This is a genomic window from Pseudoalteromonas sp. SWXJZ94C, from assembly GCF_015864385.1.
Taxonomy (GTDB): domain Bacteria; phylum Pseudomonadota; class Gammaproteobacteria; order Enterobacterales; family Alteromonadaceae; genus Pseudoalteromonas.
In genome coordinates this window covers 1-20,723 of record NZ_JADYXF010000022.1, presented here as the reverse complement: position 1 = coordinate 20,723, position 20,723 = coordinate 1, and the positions used below count along the sequence as shown (strand labels likewise).

The following is a 20,723-nucleotide window of genomic DNA, read 5'->3' as shown; positions in this document are numbered from 1 at the left end:
AATAGCACGCCTGTAGGCGTGCTAATTTAAACTATATTAACCGTTTACTACATCGCTAACGGCTTTTTCAAAGCGCGCTAAGCCTTCTTTAATATCTTCAAACGGAATAACTAAAGACGGTGTAAAGCGAATTACATTCATGCCAGCTACAAGGTTCATTAAACCATTATTAGCACTGGCTACTAAAAAGTCGCGTGCACGTCCTTCAAATTTGTCATTTAGTACTGCGCCAATTAATAAGCCTTTACCACGTACTTCGCTAAATACGTTGTATTTTTCGTTAATTGCGTTTAATCCGTCACGGAATAATTGCTCGCGCTCTTTAACACCGTTTAGTACGTCTGGTGTATTTACTGTATCAAATGCCGCTTCAGCAACAGCACAAGCAAGTGCGTTTCCGCCATAAGTAGAACCGTGAGTACCAATTTTTAAATGCTCAGCAATTGGTGTACGAGTGATCATAGCGCCAATTGGAAAACCACCACCCAATGCTTTTGCCGTTGTTAAAATGTCAGGAACAACACCTAAACCTTCATAAGCGTATAAATCGCCTGTGCGACCAACACCCGTTTGTACTTCATCAAAAATAAGTAACGCGTTATGTTTAGTACAAAGTTCACGTACTTTTTTAGCAAATTCATCTGTTGGTGAAATAATACCGCCTTCACCTTGTAATGGTTCCATCATAACAGCACATGTTTTATCGCTGATCAGCGCTTCAAATGCCGCTATATCGTTAAAATCACAATGTACTATGTCAGCTGGTTTTGGACCAAAGCCATCTGAATAAGCAGCTTGCCCGCCCACAGTGACTGTGAAAAATGTTCGACCATGGAAACCTTTATTAAATGCAATTATTTGCGTTTTTTCAGCGCCATATACGTCCAATGCATAACGACGAGCTAACTTAAGCGCTGCTTCATTGGCTTCTGCGCCTGAGTTTGCAAAGTAAACTTTATCAGCAAATGTTGCTTCAACCATTTTTTGAGCTAAACGAAGTGCTGGCTCATTGGTCATAACATTTGATAAATGCCAAATTTTTTCGCCTTGCTCTTTTAATGCTTTTACTAATGCAGGATGACAGTGACCCAAACAGTTAACGGCAATACCACCAGCAAAATCGATAAACTCGTTATTATTTTGATCCCAAACGCGCGAACCTTCACCACGAACTGGAATAATTGCTGATGGATTATAGTTTGGTACCATTACGTCGTTAAATAAGTCTCTTGTTACTTGCATTTTTACACCTAAATTTTGTGGCTGTTTAAAAAGAATTGTTGCTAAAACAAAGAAGAATATAGCCTGTATTCTTCAGCAAGCTTGATATTATTTTGTATAGAGTGTCATTATCGAACGTTAGAGGTTAAATTTGCAGTGCTATTTTGTGAAAAATGATTAGAATAAAAGGCAAAATAACGAAAGTAATGTGCATTATGATAACTCCACAAGACGAAAAGCTATTATCTATATTAAAAACAAATGCTAGAGCGAGTATTTCAGACTTAGCAAGGCATCTCAATCTTTCGCGCTCTACCGTACAAAGTAGAATGTTAAAGCTTGAGGAAACCGGTGTAATTAAAGGGTATAGCGTAGATTATGGAGATGATTATTTAAGCAAAATGGTGTCGGCGCATGTATCTATTAAGGTAAGACAAAAGCTAACAACAAAAACTAATTTAGAATTAAAACAAATTGATGCTATTTCACAGCTGTATGCCATAAGTGGTGAATTTGATTTAATTGCTGTAGTACAAGCGCAAAACTTAGAAAAGCTGAGTCACTTGCTCGATGATATTGGAAATCTTGATGGGGTAGAGCGCACAACATCTTCTGTTATTTTAGAAACAAAATTCAAGCGTTAAAGCTGTATAGTATTTTAAAAATATAAGCATTATGAAACGTTTTAATAATTAAACGTTCTATTATTTAATATTATATAAAGATTAATACTAGATTTAAGTTGTGCACGTTTTTATAAGCTCTGTTTTGCAAGCGGTTGTTTTAAAGCTTAGCTAAAGATTGGTAATCAATAAAAATAAGTCGGTTTAATAATGATAACTTTTTTATTAATTCTACCGTTATTATTTAGTTTGTATTTGCTTTTTTTCTGAGCTCTCTGGATGAAGCGCTCTTTTTACGACTATTTTTTTAGCTTTATCAAGCTTTATAAAATAGGCATTACCGCCAATTCCATTAAATTCTTCATCAGTAAATACAATTGTATTATCGTCGTAAAAAGTAATGGCTTCTTTTTGCGTAACAATACCTAAGTCAATTCTTGATACATCCCCTGAGAAAAACTTGTCGCCTTTAAAGTTCTCGAATAGCCAAATACTGGTTGAATCGAGTAATACTAATTTTTTACGATCAGGACTTAATGCAGCTGATGTTATCCAACATAGTTTTTCCATGGTTGTGCAGGTTTTAAATGAGTCGATGAGCTCGGCGTTAAAATTGGCAGCATGATCTCCCACTTTATAAACTTTTGTAATGCCATCAAAAGGTTCAGTACGATTTTTAGTAAATAGATACAAGTGACGCCCTAGCGCTACAAAAGCTTCTAAATCAAAATTACGGTTGTTTGGTTTAATAGGTGTGCCATCCATTTCTGGATAGGTAAATTTTATTATTTCGGCTTCGGTTGTATTTGTTTTTATATCGATTGGGTTTTCTATTTTGTAAATTGTTAACCATTTACGATCGTTTTTGTTATTTCCAAAGTCCCCTAAAAAGAAATGCCCAAATTTGTTTTGAGTCATGTCTTCCCAGTCAATATTTTTAGCATTAGTTACTAATATCTCTTTAGCAATTGAACCGTCTTTATTTAGTCTGTATAGCTTAGGATCGTCGCCACTGTCGTTAATAGCCCACAAGCGTTTATGCTTATCAAATTCGATGCCTGATATTTCTTTTAATTTAGGGTCTACTGATATTTCTTTTTTACTATAAAGGGTATAAATTGAAGATCCAATGAAGCTAGTAATAATAATAAAAATGAGCGCTATAGTAATAAAAATGCTTTTTTTCAACATGAAATTATATATATTTCAGAGTATTAAGATGTGTGTATTATCGCTGATGAAAGTATATAACAAAAGCGTTTTATAAAATTAGTATTATAGTTAAGGCTAATTGTGTCTTTAATAAATAAGTACCAGCTTTATATTTAGTTGGTTTAAAAATTGCTCTATATAACGGTGGTTTTTAAAACGCACTATTGAGCATTAAATTGCACTTAATGAGTGCGTTAAAAGAAACTACTGCACTGTAATAATGCGTAAATAAAGTTTTGTTTAACTTATACATGTTTAATGATTTTGAATGGAATCCACATCGCCTTTTTGTTTAGTTGTATGGCCTGTGGCAAAGATTAATTACCCTTTATGGTTTAGTTGGAGCCTGCTATGTTGAATAAACGTTTTTTTAAAACAAAAGATGAAGCTGAAGTTACTTTTGAATTTTCTCACCCAGAAGCAGAGCAAGTCTGTTTATTAGGTGAATTTAATGATTGGCAACCTGTGCCAATGAAACTTAATAAAAAGCAAGGTGTGTTTAAATACAAGCAACGACTTCCCGTTGATAAGCAATTTCATTTTCGTTACTTAATAAATGGCGATATTTGGGATAATGACCATCAAGCTGATGGTTATATTGGCAATACATTTGGAACAGAAAACAGCATAGTAAATACGCAACGTATAAATTAAGGTAGGGTAATGGACGCTCTTTCGCAGTTGTTTTACCTGCATGGTATTGGCTATGAATTCACTAAATATACTGGTGAACAGGTTTTTTTTAGCGAAGAAACGCGAAAGCGTGCTTTGCAGTGCTGTGGTGTAAACACCGAAGACAGCAATCAGGTTGCACATCTTAACTATGAGCTAGACGCCGCTGGTTGGTTACAATTAGTGCCAAGTGTTAGCTTGGTTGAATCACCTAAAAATACGTTAAAAATACGCATTGATGAGCGCCAACGTCATTTTACTGCCCATGTAAATATTGAATCACTTAATTGTAATTTAACATTCGATACACTTAATGATTATTCCGTTACAGGCGAATATAATTTACATGGGGTACGTTATGTTGAGCTCAGTCTTTTATTGCCCGATATGCCATCTGGTTATTATGATGCGACGGTGCAGGTAGGCGATAATTTATCTCATACTCAAATCTGGTTTGTGCCTGAACAAGTTTATCAAACCGTAGATAAAAAACGCACGGGTTTATCTATACAGTTATATACCTTAAAAAATAACGCTAAGCTTGGTATCGGTGATTTTAGTGATTTATTTACATTAACAAATTTGTGTAGTGAACAAAATATGGATTATATTTTACTTAATCCATTGCATTTATTGTTTGCAAATATGCCAGAACGAGCAAGCCCGTATAGCCCCAATAGCCGTGCACTTTTAAATCCTCTCTATATATCAATCGACTTATGTGAAGACGCTAATAATAACGCACAGCTGAGCACTTTAATGCAAAGTGATGACGTTGTATCACTTACACAAAGCAATGATCAGTTTATAGATTATGAAAAAGTAAGCCGTATTAAGTACACGTTATTTACAGCGCTCTATAATCAGTTTGAATTAACAGCAAGTAAAGAGCGCCAACAAGCATTTACTGATTTTTGTAAAACAAACACAAGCACATTAAATACGCTTGAGTCACTTAACCCATCATTTGACTATTACTTACAATGGCAAGCTCATACTCAATTAGCACTGTGCCAACAAAATTGTGAAGTTAAAGGAATGGCAATAGGTTTAATTAATGACTTAGCTGTTGGCTGTGCTGGTGATGGCGCAGAATTTAAAAGCCAACAGTCCTTATTTAGCCAAGGTGCTAATGTTGGTGCACCGCCAGATCCATGGGCAGAAGCGGGTCAAAACTGGGGATTACCTGCACTTAATCCACATAGCTTGAGCAATAATCATTATGAATTTTATCGCGCACTTATTCGCGCCAATATGCAAAATGTTGGCGGGCTCAGAATTGATCATGTAATGGCAATTCGGCGCTTATGGTGGTGTTTTGACAATAATAGTCAACAAGATGGTTGTTATGTTTATTACCCGTTTGAGCATTTACTCGCGATTTTAAAAATTGAATCTCATATAAATCAAAGCATTGTTATAGGTGAAGACCTAGGCATAGTTCCGCCTGAGGTGAGAGAAGCGTTGGCGAGTAGCGGTATTTTTTCTAACAGTTTGTTCTATTTTGAAAAGCAGCATAACGGTGAGTTTTTATCGTTGGACAACTTAGCACCACATTGCTTGTTAATGATTGCTAATCATGATGTTCCACCTTTTACTGGCTGGTGGCAGCATGATGATTTAAATATAAAGCAACAATATGCGCTAATAGATGAGCAACAACACGCAGAACTAACAGAAGTACGAGCGCAAGAACAAGCACGTTTACTGCGTTTTATTAATCAAACTGAAAATAAACAACTCACACTGCAAAGTAATGCGATAGATGTGTATAGCGCGTTAGGCATATGTTTGGCACGTTCACAGTCGCGCTTGTTTGCGCTACAAATAGATGATTTAGATGAGCAGCAGTACCCTGTAAATATTCCTGGTACAGATACAGAATATCCTAATTGGCGTCGTGTATTAACGCACACATGCGAAGAGATTTTTAGTAAAAATGCATCGCTATTAGCTGCTATCGATTCTATAAGGAAAGATTAAATGAGCAGTTCTATTACCAATAATTTAAAAACAAATAACGAAAAAGTAGAAAACGCTAAATTAGACACCTCTAAACAAGGAACCGATTACGACGCGCAAGTAAGCGCTTTAAATATAGGGCGTTTTAAGGATCCATTTAGTTTTTTAGGCGCGCACAAAGTAAAAGGTAACGGTGTTGAAATACGTTTATATTTACCTAAAGCGCTTAGCGTTAATATAATAATTAATAACCAGCTTATAAAAACTGAACGTTACAAACAAAGTGATTTGTTTATTGCTTGTTTAAGTGAATTACCCGTATTGCCGTATCAATGCGAAGTTAAGTACGAAGATGCGCTAATTACTTTTGATGATGAGTATAGCTTTGACAGCGCGCTTGATACAGATGCTATGTATTTATTTAATGAGGGTAGTTTAGAGCATGCTTACTCTCATTTTGGCGCACACTTTTCAACGCAGCAAAATGTTGATGGGGTACGTTTTTGTGTATGGGCGCCCAATGCAGCAAGTGTGTCTATTATTGGTGAGTTTAATTATTGGCAAACTAATCGTCATTTTATGCGTTTTCATCCAGCGAGTGGTGTATGGGAATTATTTATACCAGGCCTTAAAGCCGACATGTGCTATAAATTTTCGATTACAGCTCAAAGTGGAGAAGTACTTGAAAAAGCAGACCCTTTTGCCTTTAAAATGCAGCAAGCACCCGGTACTGCAAGTGTATTGCAATATAAACCAGAACCTATAAAACTAGATGAATACGCTCTACAAAACAGACAAAAACGTAACCATATTGATGCGCCAATTAGTATTTATGAAGTACATTTAGGTTCGTGGCAACGCGCCGAAAACAATCGTTATTTAAGCTATACAGAGCTTGCAGACAAGCTAGTTAACTATGCGCTTGAAATGAATTTTACGCATTTACAGCTTATGCCTATAAGTGAATACCCTTTTGATGGCTCGTGGGGGTATCAGCCAGTTGGTTTATTTGCGCCAACGAGTCGTTTTGGTGACTACAGTAGCTTCAAATATTTTGTAGAGCAGTGTCATAAAGCTAATTTAGGTATTTTACTTGATTGGGTGCCAGGTCACTTCCCTAGTGATCCGCATGGTTTACACCGATTTGATGGCACTCATTTATATGAACATGCTGACATGCGCCAAGGCTTTCATCCCGATTGGAATACTTATATTTACAACTATGATCGCCCAGAGGTTAAAAGCTTTTTAATTTCTAATGCTATGTATTGGTTACACCAATTTGGACTTGATGGTTTACGAGTAGATGCTGTGGCGTCAATGTTGTATTTAGATTACAGCCGAAAAGAAGGTGAATGGGTTGCTAATTGCTATGGAGGTCGTGAAAACCTCGGCGCTATTGAATGTTTAAAGCAGGTTAATTTACGCAGTTACAAAAATAACCCCGGAATAATGATGGTGGCTGAGGAGTCAACAGCATGGCCGGGTGTTACGCAAAGTGTTGATCATAATGGTTTAGGCTTCGGTTATAAGTGGAATATGGGATGGATGAATGACAGTTTACGTTACATGCAACACGACCCACTTTATAAAAAGCATCATCATCACGAAATAACATTTTCGATGGTGTATGCATTCAGTGAAAATTATATTTTGCCACTGAGCCACGACGAAGTTGTTCATGGTAAAGGGTCTTTAATTGAAAAAATGCCAGGCGATGATTGGCAGAAGTTTGCAAACTTGCGTGCTTATTACGCTTTTATGTGGGCTCACCCGGGTAAAAAGTTATTGTTTATGGGCTGCGAAATTGCTCAGCGTAAAGAGTGGGGGCACGATCATTCTATTGATTGGCATTTACTGGATCATCAAAGTCACAGCGGGATTCAACAAACAATTAAACAACTTAATTTAGTTTATAAAAACCAGCCCGCACTATACGAACTAGATACGAGTGCTGCAGGGTTTAATTGGATAGACAATAATAATAATGAACAAAGCATATTAAGCTTTGTTCGCTTTGCTAAAAATGCCCACGACTTTATTGTTGTTATTGCTAACTTTACGCCAATGTCGTATCAAAGTTACGTAATAGGTGTGCCAGCTAAAGGTCGTTATAACGTTATTTTAAACACAGACCAAACATTGTTCTTTGGATCGGGAATAGAGGTTACCCAAAACTCTTCCCAACTTATTGAAGCGTCAAATATTCCAAGTCATGGTTTTGATCAAAGCATTAATATAGCCATTGGCGGATTAACTACTATTTATTTACATAAGGTCGATGATGAGTAATCAATTTGAAGCAACTCATGGTCATGTTGAACCGTTAGGTTCAAGCGTTAAAAGTAACGGCGTTAACTTTGCGCTATATGCACCAAAGGCTACGCAAGCTTATGTGTGTTTATTTGATAAAAGTGGTCATTCTGAAATATTAAAAATGGCGATGAACATTAATGAAGGTGGTATTTGGAGTATTCATATAGCGCCTTTAAATGCTGGTGCGCTATATGGTTTTAGAGTTGAAGGAGAATATAACCCTCAAAAAGGGTTATTATTTAACGAAAATAAACTGCTCATAGACCCATACGCTAAAGACTTATTTGGCGAGTTTACTTGGAGTGAACGCCATTACGGACAAATGCCAATAGGCACTAAAAGTAATGTAAATAATGCCATCGATATACCTAAATCTAAAGTAGCGGCGCCTACATTATATGCTCATAAAAAACCAAACCACAGATGGTCTAATACTGTTATTTACGAATGCCATGTTAAAGGCACAACGTGTCGTCACCCTAAAATACCTAAATCGCTACAAGGTAAGTTTTTAGGTTTAAGTCATCCTACTTTTATTGAGCACTTACATAGCTTTGGTGTTACTGCTGTTGAGTTATTACCGGTGCATGCATTTATTAGTGAACAATTTTTGACTGGCAAGGGGCTGCAAAATTATTGGGGATATAACACGCTTAACTTTTTTACTCCGCACAAAGACTATTTGATAAACGATGATATAAACGAATTTAAACAAATGGTTAAAGAGCTTCATGATGCAGACATAGAAGTAATTTTAGACGTTGTTTATAACCATACCGCAGAAGCGGGCACTGATGGTCCTATTTTATCGCTAAGAGGCTTTGATAATTTAGCGTATTACCGCACAGTAACAGATAAGCCAAATGTTTATATAAACGATACAGGCTGTGGCAATACTATTAATATCGATCACCCTAAAACGCTGCAACTTGTGCTCGACAGTTTACGTTACTGGGTTGAAGTAATGGGGGTTGATGGTTTTAGGTTTGATTTAGCAACTATTTTAGGTCGTTCGCAATCAGGGTTTAGTGCGTCGCACACGTTTTTACAAGCGGTTGCTCAAGATCCAATTTTAAACAAAGTTAAACTAATTAGTGAACCATGGGATATAGGGCCTGGCGGTTATCAATTAGGCGCTTTTCCTTCGCCTTGGCGAGAATGGAACGATCAGTATCGTGATGTAATAAAACGCTTTTGGAAAAGTGAACAAGGTATTATTGCTAACGTAGCTAAGCGTTTGCATGGCTCGTTTGATATTTTTGAGCACAGTGAACGAGGTCCGCTAAATAGTATTAACTTTATAACGAGTCATGATGGTTTTACGCTTGCCGATTTAGTGAGCTACGAAGAGAAACATAATGAGGCAAATGGTGAACAAAATCGTGATGGTCACAGTGGCAACCATTCTTTTAATTGTGGCGTAGAAGGGTTTACTAACGATCCTAAAATAACAGCACTTCGCCTGCAGCAACAAAAAAACTTTTTGCTAACGCTTATTCTATCCAAAGGCGTGCCAATGCTCTCGGCTGGAAGTGAAATGGCGCATTCTCAAGGTGGAAATAACAATGCTTATTGCCAAAATAATCGTACTAGTTGGCTTGCATGGAAGGATTCGCAATTAAACCACGCTTTAACCCGTTTTATAGACGATGCTCTAAAAATTAGACGTGCCCATAGCGCGTTTAAACATAGTGTGTTTTTAGATGATATAGACGAGCGCTTTACCGTCAAATGGTTTACCGAAAAAGGTACTACCATGACTGATGAACATTGGCATGAAGATGCTAGGCAGTTTTTAATGTATAGCCTACTCGATAAGCAAAATAAACACGCGCTATTAATCGTCTTTAACGCAAGTAACAAAACAGTTTTGTGTCAATTGCCGCCGTCACCAATTAGCGCGCCTTGGCAAATGGTTTTATCAAGTGTAAATAATGCATCTGTGAGTAGTAACAACGATGCGATGGTTGAAATTTCTGCACAAAGTAGCTGGGTATTCAGTGCAAACTTAGAGGAAGTAGGTCATGGCTAAACAAGATGAACAAGTGTGTGTAGTAAAGGGTTGGCAAGAAGGTCCGGTTATTGATGAAAACACGCTAAAGGACGACTTAACACGGCATTTTTATTACACCCTTGGGCGCGATAAGGTTGGCGAATCAAGGTTATATTTATACCACGCTTTAGCACTGACTATTCGCGATCGGCTCGTTGCACGATGCAGAGAAACTAATCAGCAAATTAAACAAGAAAAGCGCCGAAAAACAGCTTATTTATCTCTAGAGTTTTTAATGGGTCGCGCACTTGGCAATGCAATATTAAACCTAGATTTAGACGACCAAGTAGCGGCTGCGTTACAAGAATATTGTACAACAATAGAAACATTAGAAGATGCAGAGCACGATGCAGGGCTTGGTAATGGTGGACTTGGGCGTTTAGCAGCATGCTTTTTAGATAGTTGTGCAAGTTTAGCATTACCCGTTATTGGTTATGGCTTACGTTATGAATACGGTATGTTTAACCAATCTATAAAAGATGGGAATCAAATTGAGCAACCAGATAACTGGTTACGTGAAGGGCATCCGTGGGAGCTTAGCGCCCCAGAGCATGCTAAACGCGTTAAATTTGGTGGTTACGTGCAAAGCTATACTGATAAGTATGGTCGTGAGCATCGTCAATGGATGAGCTCTCACGATGTATTAGCAGTGCCTTACGATGTACCAATTCCTGGATATAAAAACAATATTGTTAATACACTGCGTTTGTGGAAATCAGAGGCGACAGATGAATTTAACTTAACAGAGTTTAACGCAGGTAGTTATTCAGAAGCGGTCGCGCAAAAAAATCTGGCTGAGCAAATAACGATGGTGCTTTACCCAAATGATAGCAGCGAAAATGGTAAAGAGCTTAGGTTACGCCAGCAATACTTTTTATCATCTGCGAGTATTCAAGACATAGTTGATCAATGGGTTGCACAACATGGCGAGAGCTTCAGCGATTTTTCTGATTTTCATGTTTTTCAGTTAAATGATACGCACCCAAGCATTGCTGTTGCTGAGCTTATGCGTATTTTAATTGATGATTACGAACTTGATTGGGATGACGCTTGGCAAATAACGACCAAAACAATGGCATACACAAACCATACATTATTACCCGAAGCACTCGAAAAATGGTCTGTATCGTTATTTTCAAAACTATTACCGCGTATTTTAGAAATAGTTTACGAAATAAATGCCCGCTTTTTAGCACAAGTTGCACAACATTGGCCTGGGGATGTAAATAAACAGCGTGCGTTGTCACTTATTGAAGAAGGCGATGAGCCACAAATACGCATGGCGTATTTAGCTATAGTAGGCAGCTATTCTGTAAATGGCGTAGCAGCATTGCATACCGAGTTATTAAAAGCAGGTTTGTTTAAAGAATTTTACGCATTATGGCCTGATAAATTTAATAACAAAACAAATGGTGTAACACCACGTCGTTGGCTTGCACATTGTAACCCTATTTTAAGTAAACTTATTGGCGATAAAATTGGTAATGATTGGGTGGGTGATTTTGCTCAAATTAGCCAACTACGACGTTTTTTTGATGACAAAGCATTTCATGCACAGTGGCAATCTGCTAAACGTGAAAACAAACAACGCTTAGTTGATTTAGTTAAAGCACGGTGTGGTATCGAGTTTGATGTGTCGATGATGTTTGACGTACAGGTAAAACGTATTCACGAATATAAACGCCAGTTATTAAACGTGTTGCATGTAATTCATTTATACGACCGTATTCGCCGTGGCGATACAAAAGGGCTAGTGCCACGTTGTGTACTTTTAGGTGGTAAAGCAGCACCAGGCTATTACATGGCTAAAAAAATTATTAAGTTAATTAATAATGTAGCCGAGGTTATTAATAAAGATCCGCTTGCTGCACCTTATTTACGTGTTGCATTTTTACCTAATTATAATGTAACTGCTATGGAAGTTATTTGCCCTGCAACCGATTTATCAGAGCAAGTTTCAACAGCGGGTAAAGAAGCTTCGGGCACAGGTAACATGAAGTTCATGATGAATGGAGCCCTGACCATTGGTACGCTTGATGGGGCAAACATAGAAATTAGAGATGCTGTAGGCGCTGATAACTTCTTTTTGTTTGGCGCAGAAGCACATCAAATCGACGATATTAAATCGCGCTACAATCCAGAGCACTTAATTGCTCAAAATAGTGATTTAAATAATGTAATGCAACTACTCGAAAGCGGCCATTTTAACTTATTCGAACCATGCTTATTTGACGATATAACAAATGCAATTAAGAGCCCACACGATCCATGGCTTGTTGCGCACGATTTTGAAAGTTATGTGGCAGCCCAAAAAGAGGTTGATAAAGCTTACGCAGATCAAACTTACTGGACACAAATGAGTATTTTGAATACAGCCGCAAGTGGAATGTTTTCAAGTGATAGAACCATAAGCCAATACAGTGACGATATTTGGCACTTAGAACCACTCAATATTAGTGAAACAGACTTAACGACAACTAAAAGCCATGCCACTAAAAGCCTAGACTAAATGGAGAGAGTATTATGCCTAATTATGAAAACCGCTACATAAGTAGCCTAACAAGAGAAACTTATGCGTTAATACTTGCTGGTGGTCGTGGTTCACGATTACACGAATTAACAGATTGGCGTGCAAAACCTGCAGTATATTTTGGTGGTAAACATCGAATTATCGACTTTCCGTTATCAAACTGTATTAACTCAGGTGTAAGGCGCGTGGGTATTGCTACACAATACAAATCTCACTCGCTTATACGTCATGTAAATAGAGCATGGGGGCATTTTAAAAAGGAGTTGGGTGAGTCGGTTGAAATATTACCTGCTTCACAGCGTCAAGGTGATGATTGGTATTGTGGGACAGCCGATGCGGTTTTTCAAAATATAGATATTATTCGTCATGAGTTACCTAAGTATGTGATGATTTTGTCAGGTGATCATGTTTATAGAATGGATTATGGTGCTTTATTAGCTAAACATGTCGAAAATGGTGCTGATATGACGGTATGTTGTTTAGAAGTGCCAGTAGAAGAGGCCGCTGATACTTTTGGTGTTATGACCGTAGATGAAGAAAGCCGCGTTCGACGTTTTGACGAAAAGCCGGCAATCCCAAGCTCAGTACCAGGAAAGCCAGGTATATGTTTAGCTTCAATGGGAAACTATGTATTTAATACAGAGTTTTTATTTGAACAACTTAAAAAAGATGCCGAAACTGAAGGTTCAGGTCGTGACTTTGGGCACGATATTATTCCAGCCATTATTGAAGAGCATAATGTGTTTGCATTCCCATTTAGAGATCCAGAGCAAGAAGGGCAACCTTATTGGCGTGATGTCGGAACGCTAGATTCGTTTTGGGAAGCGAATATGGAATTAGTAATGCCAGAACCTCAGCTTGATTTATACGACCCACGATGGCCAATTTGGACTTACCAAGAACAACTGCCACCAGCTAAATTTATTTTTGATGATGACGATAGACGTGGTATGGCTGTTGACTCTACTGTATCTGGTGGGTGTATTGTTTCGGGTTCGTTAGTTAGAAAGTCATTATTGTTTTCTAACGTACATGTACGTTCTTTTTGTACTATAGAGCAGTCAGTTATTTTACCAGGTGCTGTTATAAACCGAGGTTGCAAAATCAAGCGCGCTATAATAGATAGAAGCTGTGAAATACCAGCAGGGCTTGAAATAGGTTACGACCGCCAAGCAGATCAAGAAAATGGCTTTAGAGTATCTAAAAAAGGCATAGTACTTGTTACCCGTGATATGCTCATCGAGCTTGCTAAAAAGCTAGAACGTCAATCGCGTGAGAATAAAAAGCTAGCTTAAACAATAAGCTAAAAAATAAGCACGGCAATAAGGCTTGCTCTTAATTGAGCAAGCCCACACAGAAATAAAGGAAGAAGTAAATTAATGCATGTATTAATGGTTGCAGCAGAAAACGACGCGTTACCAGGCGCAAAAGTAGGCGGAGTGGCAGATGTAGTACGTGATGCGCCAAAAGCACTTGCAGAACAAGGTATAACAGTTGATGTAGTTATTCCCGATTATGGCTTTGCCCACCTTAAGCGTGTTTATATTGGTGAAGTAACTGTTGCATTTCATGCACAATCACATATTTTAAAACTTTATAAAATAGAACAAACACAAAATAATGTAAGCCAAATTGTTATTAGCCATCCATTGTTTAGTGACTCTGGTAGTGTGTACTGCAACGACGCACCAGGTAGACCGTTTGCGACTGATGCAACTAAATTTGCTTTATTTAATGCTGGCGTTTGTGAAGCTTTATTGCAAGGCTTACTTACGCGACCTAATGCCTTACATTTACACGATTGGCACAGCGCATGTGTAGCTGTTTTACTCAAGTTTGAAGCTCGCTATAGCTCACTTATTAATTTACATATTGCCTACACAGTGCACAATATTGCATTACAAGGCATAAGACCTTTTAAGCATGATGATTCTAGCTTAGAAGCATGGTTTCCTTCACTTAGTTATAATGGTCAGTATTTATGTGACCCTCGCTATCCTAATTGTTTTAACCCAATGCGAAGTGCCATTAATTTATGCGATAAAGTACATGTTGTATCACCAACATATAGCCAAGAAGTGCTTAACCCCAGTAATTATGAACATGGTTTTTTTGGTGGTGAAGGGCTCGAACAAGACCTACAAAATGCAGCCAAGCAAGGTAAGTTAATTGGTATTTTAAATGGCTGTGAATACCCTGAACGTAATGAAGAAAAAGCTGATTTAAATACTTTATATCAAAGTATCGAAAATACCTTATTTAACTGGATGGCGAATAATGAGCAACTACAAAGTAGTTACTATATTGCTCATCAACGGTTACAGCAATTTAAAGCTTTACCTAGCAATGGACCATTAGTAACCAGTGTTGGGCGACTCACAGATCAAAAAGTATTGCTATTATGTCAACCAGTCGATGGTAAGTTAGCCATAGATAACGTGTGTAAGGTTATTAATAGCTTTAATGGGCGACTTATTATATTGGGTTCAGGGGATAGTGAACTTGAATTAATTTTTACAAAAGCAATGGCGCGTAATCCAAATCTTTTATTTTTAAAAGGTTATGGTCAGGGCGTTGGTGACTTGATGTATCAATTAGGTGATTTATTTTTAATGCCAAGCTCGTTTGAACCTTGTGGTATTAGCCAAATGTTGGCAATGCGTGCAGGGCAACCTTGCCTAGTTCATAGTGTTGGCGGGTTAAAAGATACCGTAAAGCATAATGAAAATGGTTTTAGTTTTATTGGCGGCACCTTAGCAACTCAAACGAGTAACCTACTTACTTGTTTAAACGAAACACTCTTAATTAAAAAGCAGGATCCTAAAAAATGGCTTAAAATAAAGGAAAGCGCAGAACAAGCGCGTTTTTCATGGCCACAAGTGGCTGCTGATTATATAACAACCTTATACCAGTAAATTGTTACGTAAGTTAGAAAGTTGAGTGACAATTTTATCGATTTAAGGTTTAATTACTTAGTATTATATAAAATCTAAGAAGTAGGTAATGTGTCTGTATTTGTTGCAAGGCAAGCAATATTCAATCGTCGTCAAAAAGTAGTAGCCTATGAGCTACTTTTTCGTGATAGCCCTAAAAACTATTTCCCTGATATAGCCGAAGGTCAAGCAACAGCTCGACTTATTATGGAAAACCAGCTCAATTTAGGTACTCGGCATATAACGTCGGGTAAAAAAGCATTGATCAATATTGGACCAGAGTCTTTAAAACTAGACTTATGCGCTTTTTTACCCAGCCAAGATGTTGTAATAGAACTGCTAGAAACAATAGAGCCAAGCGACGATAATTATGCTTTATGCTGCGATCTTTTTAATAGTAATTACAAACTAGCACTAGACGATTTTGTGTATAAACCACAGTGGGATCGTTTTTTAAAGTTAATCAAATTAATTAAATTTGATATAAAAATAACGCCTCTAAATGAAATAACTACAATCGTTAAAAGCCTTCAGAAAAATAAAAAAATTAAATTACTTGCTGAAAAATTAGAAACTCAAGAAGATTACCAACTTGCCTACGATATGGGGTTTGATTACTTCCAAGGTTATTTTTTTGCAAAACCAACCATGATAACGCAAAACGATATTGATTATAATTATGGGTTGGTTGTGGCTATTTATGCTGAAATAATGAAACAAAGCCCTGATATAAAAGTTATTTCTGGTTTGTTTGAACTCGATGCTGCACTTGCTTATAAATTATTACGCCTAATTAACAGCGGTGTTTTCCCTATTCAAAGTGAAATATCGTCATTAAAGCAAGCCTTGGTTTACTTAGGACACGACCGTATAAAGAAGTTTGTAAGCTTAATTGTAACTGCGCATACAGCGGGTAAAAAGCCTGCAGAATTAATGCAAGTTTGTGTAGTCCGGGCACGTTTTTGCGAATTAATAGCCAAAAGGGTAGCTAAACATCTCGTAGGAGAAGCGTTTTTAACCGGGCTTTTTTCGTTACTCGATGCAATACTTGATCAACCAATGAGCCTATTAGTAGAAAAGTTACCTTTTCCTGATGAAATAAAAGCGGCATTGCTTAATGATAAAAATAAACTTTACTACATTTTAAATGTTGTTAAAGCATATGAAAGTGGAAGTTGGTGGGCACTAGAACAAGCCGTACTCTTATTAAATATAGACAGTGATACATTACCTCCACTTTACCAGCAGTCAGTCGATTGGGCTGACAGTTATAAGAATAATATTTAACGGATAATAGCTTTAATGCGCAATTATAATATGGACTTTATTCGCGGCGTTGCCGTGCTCGGCTTGGTTTACATGAATGCTTACGCCTTCGGCCTTTTTGAATACGGGTATACCTCTTTAACTAATCCTCCTGTTAGCGACTCAATTATTCACACCTTTAGCAGTTTGTTTGTAGACGGGCGTTTTAGAACACTGTTTAGTTTGCTTTTTGGAGCGGGGCTTTATATTCAATGGCAACGTTATAAGTCTGATGTGCAATTAAAAAGCAGGCTTTACTGGTTAATATTATTTGGTTTAGCGCATGGTTTTTTACTTTGGGCTGGTGATATTTTATTCGTTTATGGTGTGTCTGGTTGGTATGCCCTTAAATATTTAGAAAGCGACAACGAACTACTCTTAAAACGTGGAACAGCGTTTATTTTATTGGGAGGAGTAACTACAGGGCTTGTTATGTATAGCGCCCCTGCTGATATTATTTACCGTAACTCTGAAGATTTCATCTCTTTATATAACCCTCACTACATTGATTACTTTATTTCGAACATTAGTATGAATGCATTAATGATATTTATAGTGCCAATAATGACTATGTGGATGTGCGTAGGTATTATGCTTATTGGTATTTATTTATATAAACAAGACGTATTTAGTAAAGGATTGAACTCGCAGCAGTTAACCGTTGCTGTAATTGTGAGTATTATTTTTAGTGTATTTAGGCTCTGTATTTCGCAATACAACAGTGGCTTTATGTATGCAATTCAAGAGTTAATAAATATGTTTGCGGCCCTTGGTATGGCTGCACTTTATATTCATTTAGTTGTTAAGTTTTGCAATAACAGCGCACACGTAGGTAAGCTTATTCAACAAGCAGGGCGCCTAGCATTTACTTTATATATTAGCCAAACACTCATGCAATTATTGTTATATAAAGTGCTATTTACCCACTGGGTACTTAGCTTTAATCGAATAGATTACTGGTTAGTAGCAACGGCTTTAGTTGCACTGCAATTGCTATTTACATTTATATACAGCCGCTATTTTAGCCAAGGTCCGCTTGAATTTGTATGGCGAAAATTAACTAAAGCAAAAATTAATGCTTAAACACCTATAAATATTAAATTAGGGGCGAAAAAATAGTGTGGGTGGTTTACACTACTCGCCTTAAAAATTACTACGCTATAAGTGCCATGACTGAATTAAAACGTTTAAATAAATTTATTAGTGAAACAGGATTTTGTTCACGCCGCGAAGCCGATAAATATATTGAGCAAGGTCGTGTCAGCGTTAATGGCTACTCCCCTGAAATGGGTGTAAAAGTAGCCGCTACCGATGTTGTATTAATTGATGGTAAGCCTCTTAAAGCCACGCCGAAGCGCGTTTACATTGCCTACAATAAACCGGTTGGCATAACGTGTACTACCGAGAGTAAAATTCAAAGTAATATTATACGAGCGGTAAATTATCCTACGCGTATATTCCCAATAGGGCGTTTAGATAGACCGTCTGAAGGGCTTATATTTTTAACCAATGAAGGCGACATTGTTAATAAAATTTTGCGTGCGGGCAATAATCACGAAAAAGAATACGTTGTTACGGTAGATAAACCGCTTAATCGTCAATTTGTTACAAAAATGGCGAATGGTGTGCCTATTTTAGATACAGTCACTAAAGAATGTAAAGTTACGCAAAGTGGCCCTAAAGAATTTAAAATAGTCCTTACTCAAGGTTTAAACCGTCAAATACGCCGTATGTGCGAATACTTAGGCTACGAAGTTGTAACCTTAAAACGTACGCGCATAATGAACGTAACACTTAAAGGTTTAAAAGTAGGGCAGTGGCGTCATTTATCAGATATTGAAATGGCGCAAATAAACGATTCAATTTCTGATTCTGGTAAAACCCAAGAGCACTCGCTTGATACTAATAAGCAATCAGAAGTTAATGTAGCTTCAGCACCTAAAAAGCGTGATTTTCAGGGAGAAAACCCACGACGCTTTAATAATGGCGACCGAAATAGTGATCGTAGTACTGAGCGAAATACAAATCGTAACTCTGAGCGTGGTAACGCTAATAGCGAACGTAAAAATGAGCGCAGTAACGCACCTTATCAAAAGCGCTCAACCACGTATGTTGGTAAACCTAAAAGTATTAAAAACGATAAGCCGGTAGACTCTAAAACGAATACGCGAAAAATATTAACTCTAAAAAAATAGTTTATCCTGAAAAATTACCACTGTATTTCATCAACAACAAATCCGAGTGGGCTTTTAACGCCCACAAAGGTTAGTTTTTTGTTTTGTAAGCTAACCAGTTTATGCTTATCTGCATACCACCTAAATGAACGTTTTCTGTACGTTGTTAAATCTAGAACCGTCAATTCTGAACATTCATATTCATAAAACCTTGGGCATTTATCTACTTTTATTAGTTGATATTCTCGCTGCCATGAATCACCACCTTGGTAGTGAGTAAAAATTTTCGGTAAGAGGCAAATCGAAGCCGACATCCATAAATAAAGTAACAGAGGGACTCCTAGTGCTTCGCGTAAACTACGTAATTTTCCGTATTCAGAAATAAAATCTTTAATATTTCCTCTAAAGTTATAACTATCGTTGTATTTTTTCCTTAAAAAAATAAATATAATTATACTTAAAATAATTGTAAGTATTGGAAATAACGTTTTTAAAAAGAAATCATAAGTATTGCTAGCAATAAAAGAAGGATCGACCTTTTCATCCCATTCTATTAAAATCCACGGTGGTAAGAAAAGGAAGAATATAAGTGATTCATAGAGAAATTTTTTTGCAGTCAAAGGTGATCACTTATTAAGTGTTGCATTGGTTACGGCTTAAATATAAAAGCCAATATAAAGTAAAAGCATACCAAAATAGATAGCAAATGCTGATAGTGCGTTTTTTGAGCGCAAGCGTTTAACTATGTCGCGTGTCCCGTTAATCATACCTAAAAACACTAGCCCTATACCACCTGTAAATCGGTAGTTGTTCAAGTTTACGTTACCATTATCGTCGCTTATAAAGCGTAGATAGCCAAAAAGTATAAAAATACTGCCTGCTATTAGTATCGCAATTTTAAAATTTTCCAACGCTTTTCCTGAATGTTGAGATAATAAACACAATACGATAGATTTTTAACCCGTATATAAACCTAACTATATTATGAATTTCATGTTTGTCTAGCAAACCATACTAAGTTCAACTAGTAGGGAAAGGCACTAAAAATCGTGGTTGTGTTGTTAAATTGCTCTTATCTCTCTTAAAGCCTGTTTTATATTGCGCATTACCAGTACGGCTTAGTTATATGTTGGATAAACTGTTAAGATGCGCCGTCTTAATAATGTAGAAAGGTTATAGAAGTAACATGTCAAAATTTTTCTTTATGGGTAAGCCCGACATAATGGGTAAAAATAACAGTAATGGATTTGCACCAAAACGTACCGCAAAGGTTGGCACAGAGCTGCACCCGTTAACGTTAATTGTAAACTCGGCAGAACGATGCTCAGAAATAGAAGCCTTATTAGCAGAGCATTCGCTCTTTGCTTCAATTGAAGTTAAAGAACAAGAACCAGAAGATATTCGTGAACTAGACTTTGCACTTAGTAAGTCAACGCCACAAGTATTTGATAAAGTACCAGAGCGCAATGCCCCCTGTTTATGTGATAGCGGTAAAAAGTACAAAAAGTGTTGCGGTTAATTTAATTGACCACTAAATAAGTAGCCTTTCTTATTTCACATGATTTATACCAACCTGCATAAATATTTGAACAATTTATCGAATTAAATCACTCTACAACGTTGTTAAAATTTTTTATTTAGAACACTAGGGGCTGTTGATCTTTGTAGTATATATATTAATCAGCCCACATTGGTAGCCACATCATAGTAAATGCTAAAGCG

General features: G+C 37.0%; 16 protein-coding genes. 12 read left to right on the top strand and 4 right to left on the bottom strand.

The features are described 5' to 3' along the window. Positions 1-36 precede the first annotated feature (36 nt). The gene (locus I6F65_RS11050; RefSeq protein ID WP_166109571.1) at positions 37-1,242 is read right to left on the bottom strand and encodes an aspartate aminotransferase family protein; all 1,206 of its coding nucleotides are present in this window, start codon (positions 1,240-1,242) and stop codon (positions 37-39) included. A 194-nt stretch (positions 1,243-1,436) separates the two neighbouring features. Here I6F65_RS11050 and I6F65_RS11045 point away from each other — a divergent pair, with 194 nt between their 5' ends. Continuing rightward, positions 1,437-1,865 (top strand): Lrp/AsnC family transcriptional regulator, encoded by a 429-nt coding sequence (locus I6F65_RS11045; RefSeq protein WP_166109573.1) that lies wholly within the window; start codon positions 1,437-1,439, stop codon positions 1,863-1,865. Positions 1,866-2,084: 219 nt separating this feature from the next. Here the strand turns inward: I6F65_RS11045 and I6F65_RS11040 are convergent, their stop codons facing one another. Then, positions 2,085-3,035, bottom strand: coding sequence for a hypothetical protein (locus I6F65_RS11040; RefSeq protein ID WP_166109575.1), 951 nt, complete (start codon positions 3,033-3,035; stop codon positions 2,085-2,087). A 372-nt stretch (positions 3,036-3,407) separates the two neighbouring features. On the opposite strand from I6F65_RS11040, the gene I6F65_RS11035 reads away from it, so the two are divergent. From I6F65_RS11035 to rluF, 10 genes are all read left to right on the top strand, one after another. Beyond that, positions 3,408-3,710 carry an isoamylase early set domain-containing protein gene (locus I6F65_RS11035; RefSeq protein ID WP_166109577.1) on the top strand — a complete coding sequence of 101 codons (303 nt, stop codon included), beginning with the start codon at positions 3,408-3,410 and terminating at the stop codon, positions 3,708-3,710. A 9-nt stretch (positions 3,711-3,719) separates the two neighbouring features. Then, on the top strand, positions 3,720-5,711 hold the full coding sequence (malQ, locus tag I6F65_RS11030) for a 4-alpha-glucanotransferase (protein WP_166109579.1): 1,992 nt from the start codon (positions 3,720-3,722) through the stop codon (positions 5,709-5,711). Further along, entirely contained in the window at positions 5,712-7,982 is a 2,271-nt protein-coding gene (gene glgB / locus I6F65_RS11025) for a 1,4-alpha-glucan branching protein GlgB (protein WP_197112875.1), read from the top strand. Further along, on the top strand, positions 7,975-10,038 hold the full coding sequence (gene glgX / locus I6F65_RS11020; RefSeq protein ID WP_166109583.1) for a glycogen debranching protein GlgX: 2,064 nt from the start codon (positions 7,975-7,977) through the stop codon (positions 10,036-10,038). The genes glgB and glgX overlap by 8 nt, the downstream gene beginning before the upstream one ends. Beyond that, positions 10,031-12,568 (top strand): glycogen/starch/alpha-glucan phosphorylase, encoded by a 2,538-nt coding sequence (locus I6F65_RS11015; RefSeq protein ID WP_166109585.1) that lies wholly within the window; start codon positions 10,031-10,033, stop codon positions 12,566-12,568. The genes glgX and I6F65_RS11015 overlap by 8 nt, the downstream gene beginning before the upstream one ends. A gap of 14 nt (positions 12,569-12,582) precedes the next feature. After that, positions 12,583-13,884 carry a glucose-1-phosphate adenylyltransferase gene (gene glgC / locus I6F65_RS11010; RefSeq protein WP_024611360.1) on the top strand — a complete coding sequence of 434 codons (1,302 nt, stop codon included), beginning with the start codon at positions 12,583-12,585 and terminating at the stop codon, positions 13,882-13,884. Positions 13,885-13,968: 84 nt separating this feature from the next. After that, on the top strand, positions 13,969-15,504 hold the full coding sequence (locus tag I6F65_RS11005) for a glycogen synthase (protein WP_024611359.1): 1,536 nt from the start codon (positions 13,969-13,971) through the stop codon (positions 15,502-15,504). Positions 15,505-15,594: 90 nt separating this feature from the next. Further along, on the top strand, positions 15,595-16,809 hold the full coding sequence (locus I6F65_RS11000) for an HDOD domain-containing protein (RefSeq protein ID WP_197112873.1): 1,215 nt from the start codon (positions 15,595-15,597) through the stop codon (positions 16,807-16,809). 30 nt (positions 16,810-16,839) lie between these two features. Continuing rightward, positions 16,840-17,910, top strand: coding sequence for a DUF418 domain-containing protein (locus tag I6F65_RS10995; protein WP_197112930.1), 1,071 nt, complete (start codon positions 16,840-16,842; stop codon positions 17,908-17,910). An 86-nt stretch (positions 17,911-17,996) separates the two neighbouring features. Then, the gene (rluF, locus tag I6F65_RS10990; protein WP_197112871.1) at positions 17,997-19,022 is read left to right on the top strand and encodes a 23S rRNA pseudouridine(2604) synthase RluF; all 1,026 of its coding nucleotides are present in this window, start codon (positions 17,997-17,999) and stop codon (positions 19,020-19,022) included. 14 nt (positions 19,023-19,036) lie between these two features. On the opposite strand, the gene I6F65_RS10985 is transcribed toward rluF, so the two are convergent. Further along, complete coding sequence (locus tag I6F65_RS10985) at positions 19,037-19,621, bottom strand: hypothetical protein (protein ID WP_197112869.1); 585 nt, start codon at positions 19,619-19,621, stop codon at positions 19,037-19,039. Positions 19,622-19,657: 36 nt separating this feature from the next. Beyond that, a complete protein-coding gene (locus tag I6F65_RS10980) occupies positions 19,658-19,912 on the bottom strand; it encodes a MetJ regulator of methionine regulon (protein ID WP_166109593.1) in 255 nt (84 codons plus the stop codon). A 275-nt stretch (positions 19,913-20,187) separates the two neighbouring features. Between I6F65_RS10980 and I6F65_RS10975 the strand changes: the two genes are divergently transcribed. Further along, positions 20,188-20,520, top strand: a complete 333-nt coding sequence (locus tag I6F65_RS10975) for a PBPRA1643 family SWIM/SEC-C metal-binding motif protein (RefSeq protein WP_197112866.1) — start codon at positions 20,188-20,190, stop codon at positions 20,518-20,520. Positions 20,521-20,723 lie beyond the last annotated feature (203 nt).

Excerpts from the sequence above, each read along its gene's own strand:
- I6F65_RS11050 (WP_166109571.1), bottom strand. The coding sequence starts at position 1,242 with ATGCAAGTAACAAGAGACTTATTTAACGACGTAATGGTACCAAACTAT.
- I6F65_RS11045 (WP_166109573.1), top strand. The coding sequence starts at position 1,437 with ATGATAACTCCACAAGACGAAAAGCTATTATCTATATTAAAAACAAAT.
- I6F65_RS11040 (WP_166109575.1), bottom strand. The coding sequence starts at position 3,035 with ATGTTGAAAAAAAGCATTTTTATTACTATAGCGCTCATTTTTATTATT.
- I6F65_RS11035 (WP_166109577.1), top strand. The coding sequence starts at position 3,408 with ATGTTGAATAAACGTTTTTTTAAAACAAAAGATGAAGCTGAAGTTACT.
- malQ (WP_166109579.1), top strand. The coding sequence starts at position 3,720 with ATGGACGCTCTTTCGCAGTTGTTTTACCTGCATGGTATTGGCTATGAA.
- glgB (WP_197112875.1), top strand. The coding sequence starts at position 5,712 with ATGAGCAGTTCTATTACCAATAATTTAAAAACAAATAACGAAAAAGTA.
- glgX (WP_166109583.1), top strand. The coding sequence starts at position 7,975 with ATGAGTAATCAATTTGAAGCAACTCATGGTCATGTTGAACCGTTAGGT.
- I6F65_RS11015 (WP_166109585.1), top strand. The coding sequence starts at position 10,031 with ATGGCTAAACAAGATGAACAAGTGTGTGTAGTAAAGGGTTGGCAAGAA.
- glgC (WP_024611360.1), top strand. The coding sequence starts at position 12,583 with ATGCCTAATTATGAAAACCGCTACATAAGTAGCCTAACAAGAGAAACT.
- I6F65_RS11005 (WP_024611359.1), top strand. The coding sequence starts at position 13,969 with ATGCATGTATTAATGGTTGCAGCAGAAAACGACGCGTTACCAGGCGCA.
- I6F65_RS10995 (WP_197112930.1), top strand. The coding sequence starts at position 16,840 with ATGGACTTTATTCGCGGCGTTGCCGTGCTCGGCTTGGTTTACATGAAT.
- rluF (WP_197112871.1), top strand. The coding sequence starts at position 17,997 with ATGACTGAATTAAAACGTTTAAATAAATTTATTAGTGAAACAGGATTT.
- I6F65_RS10975 (WP_197112866.1), top strand. The coding sequence starts at position 20,188 with ATGTCAAAATTTTTCTTTATGGGTAAGCCCGACATAATGGGTAAAAAT.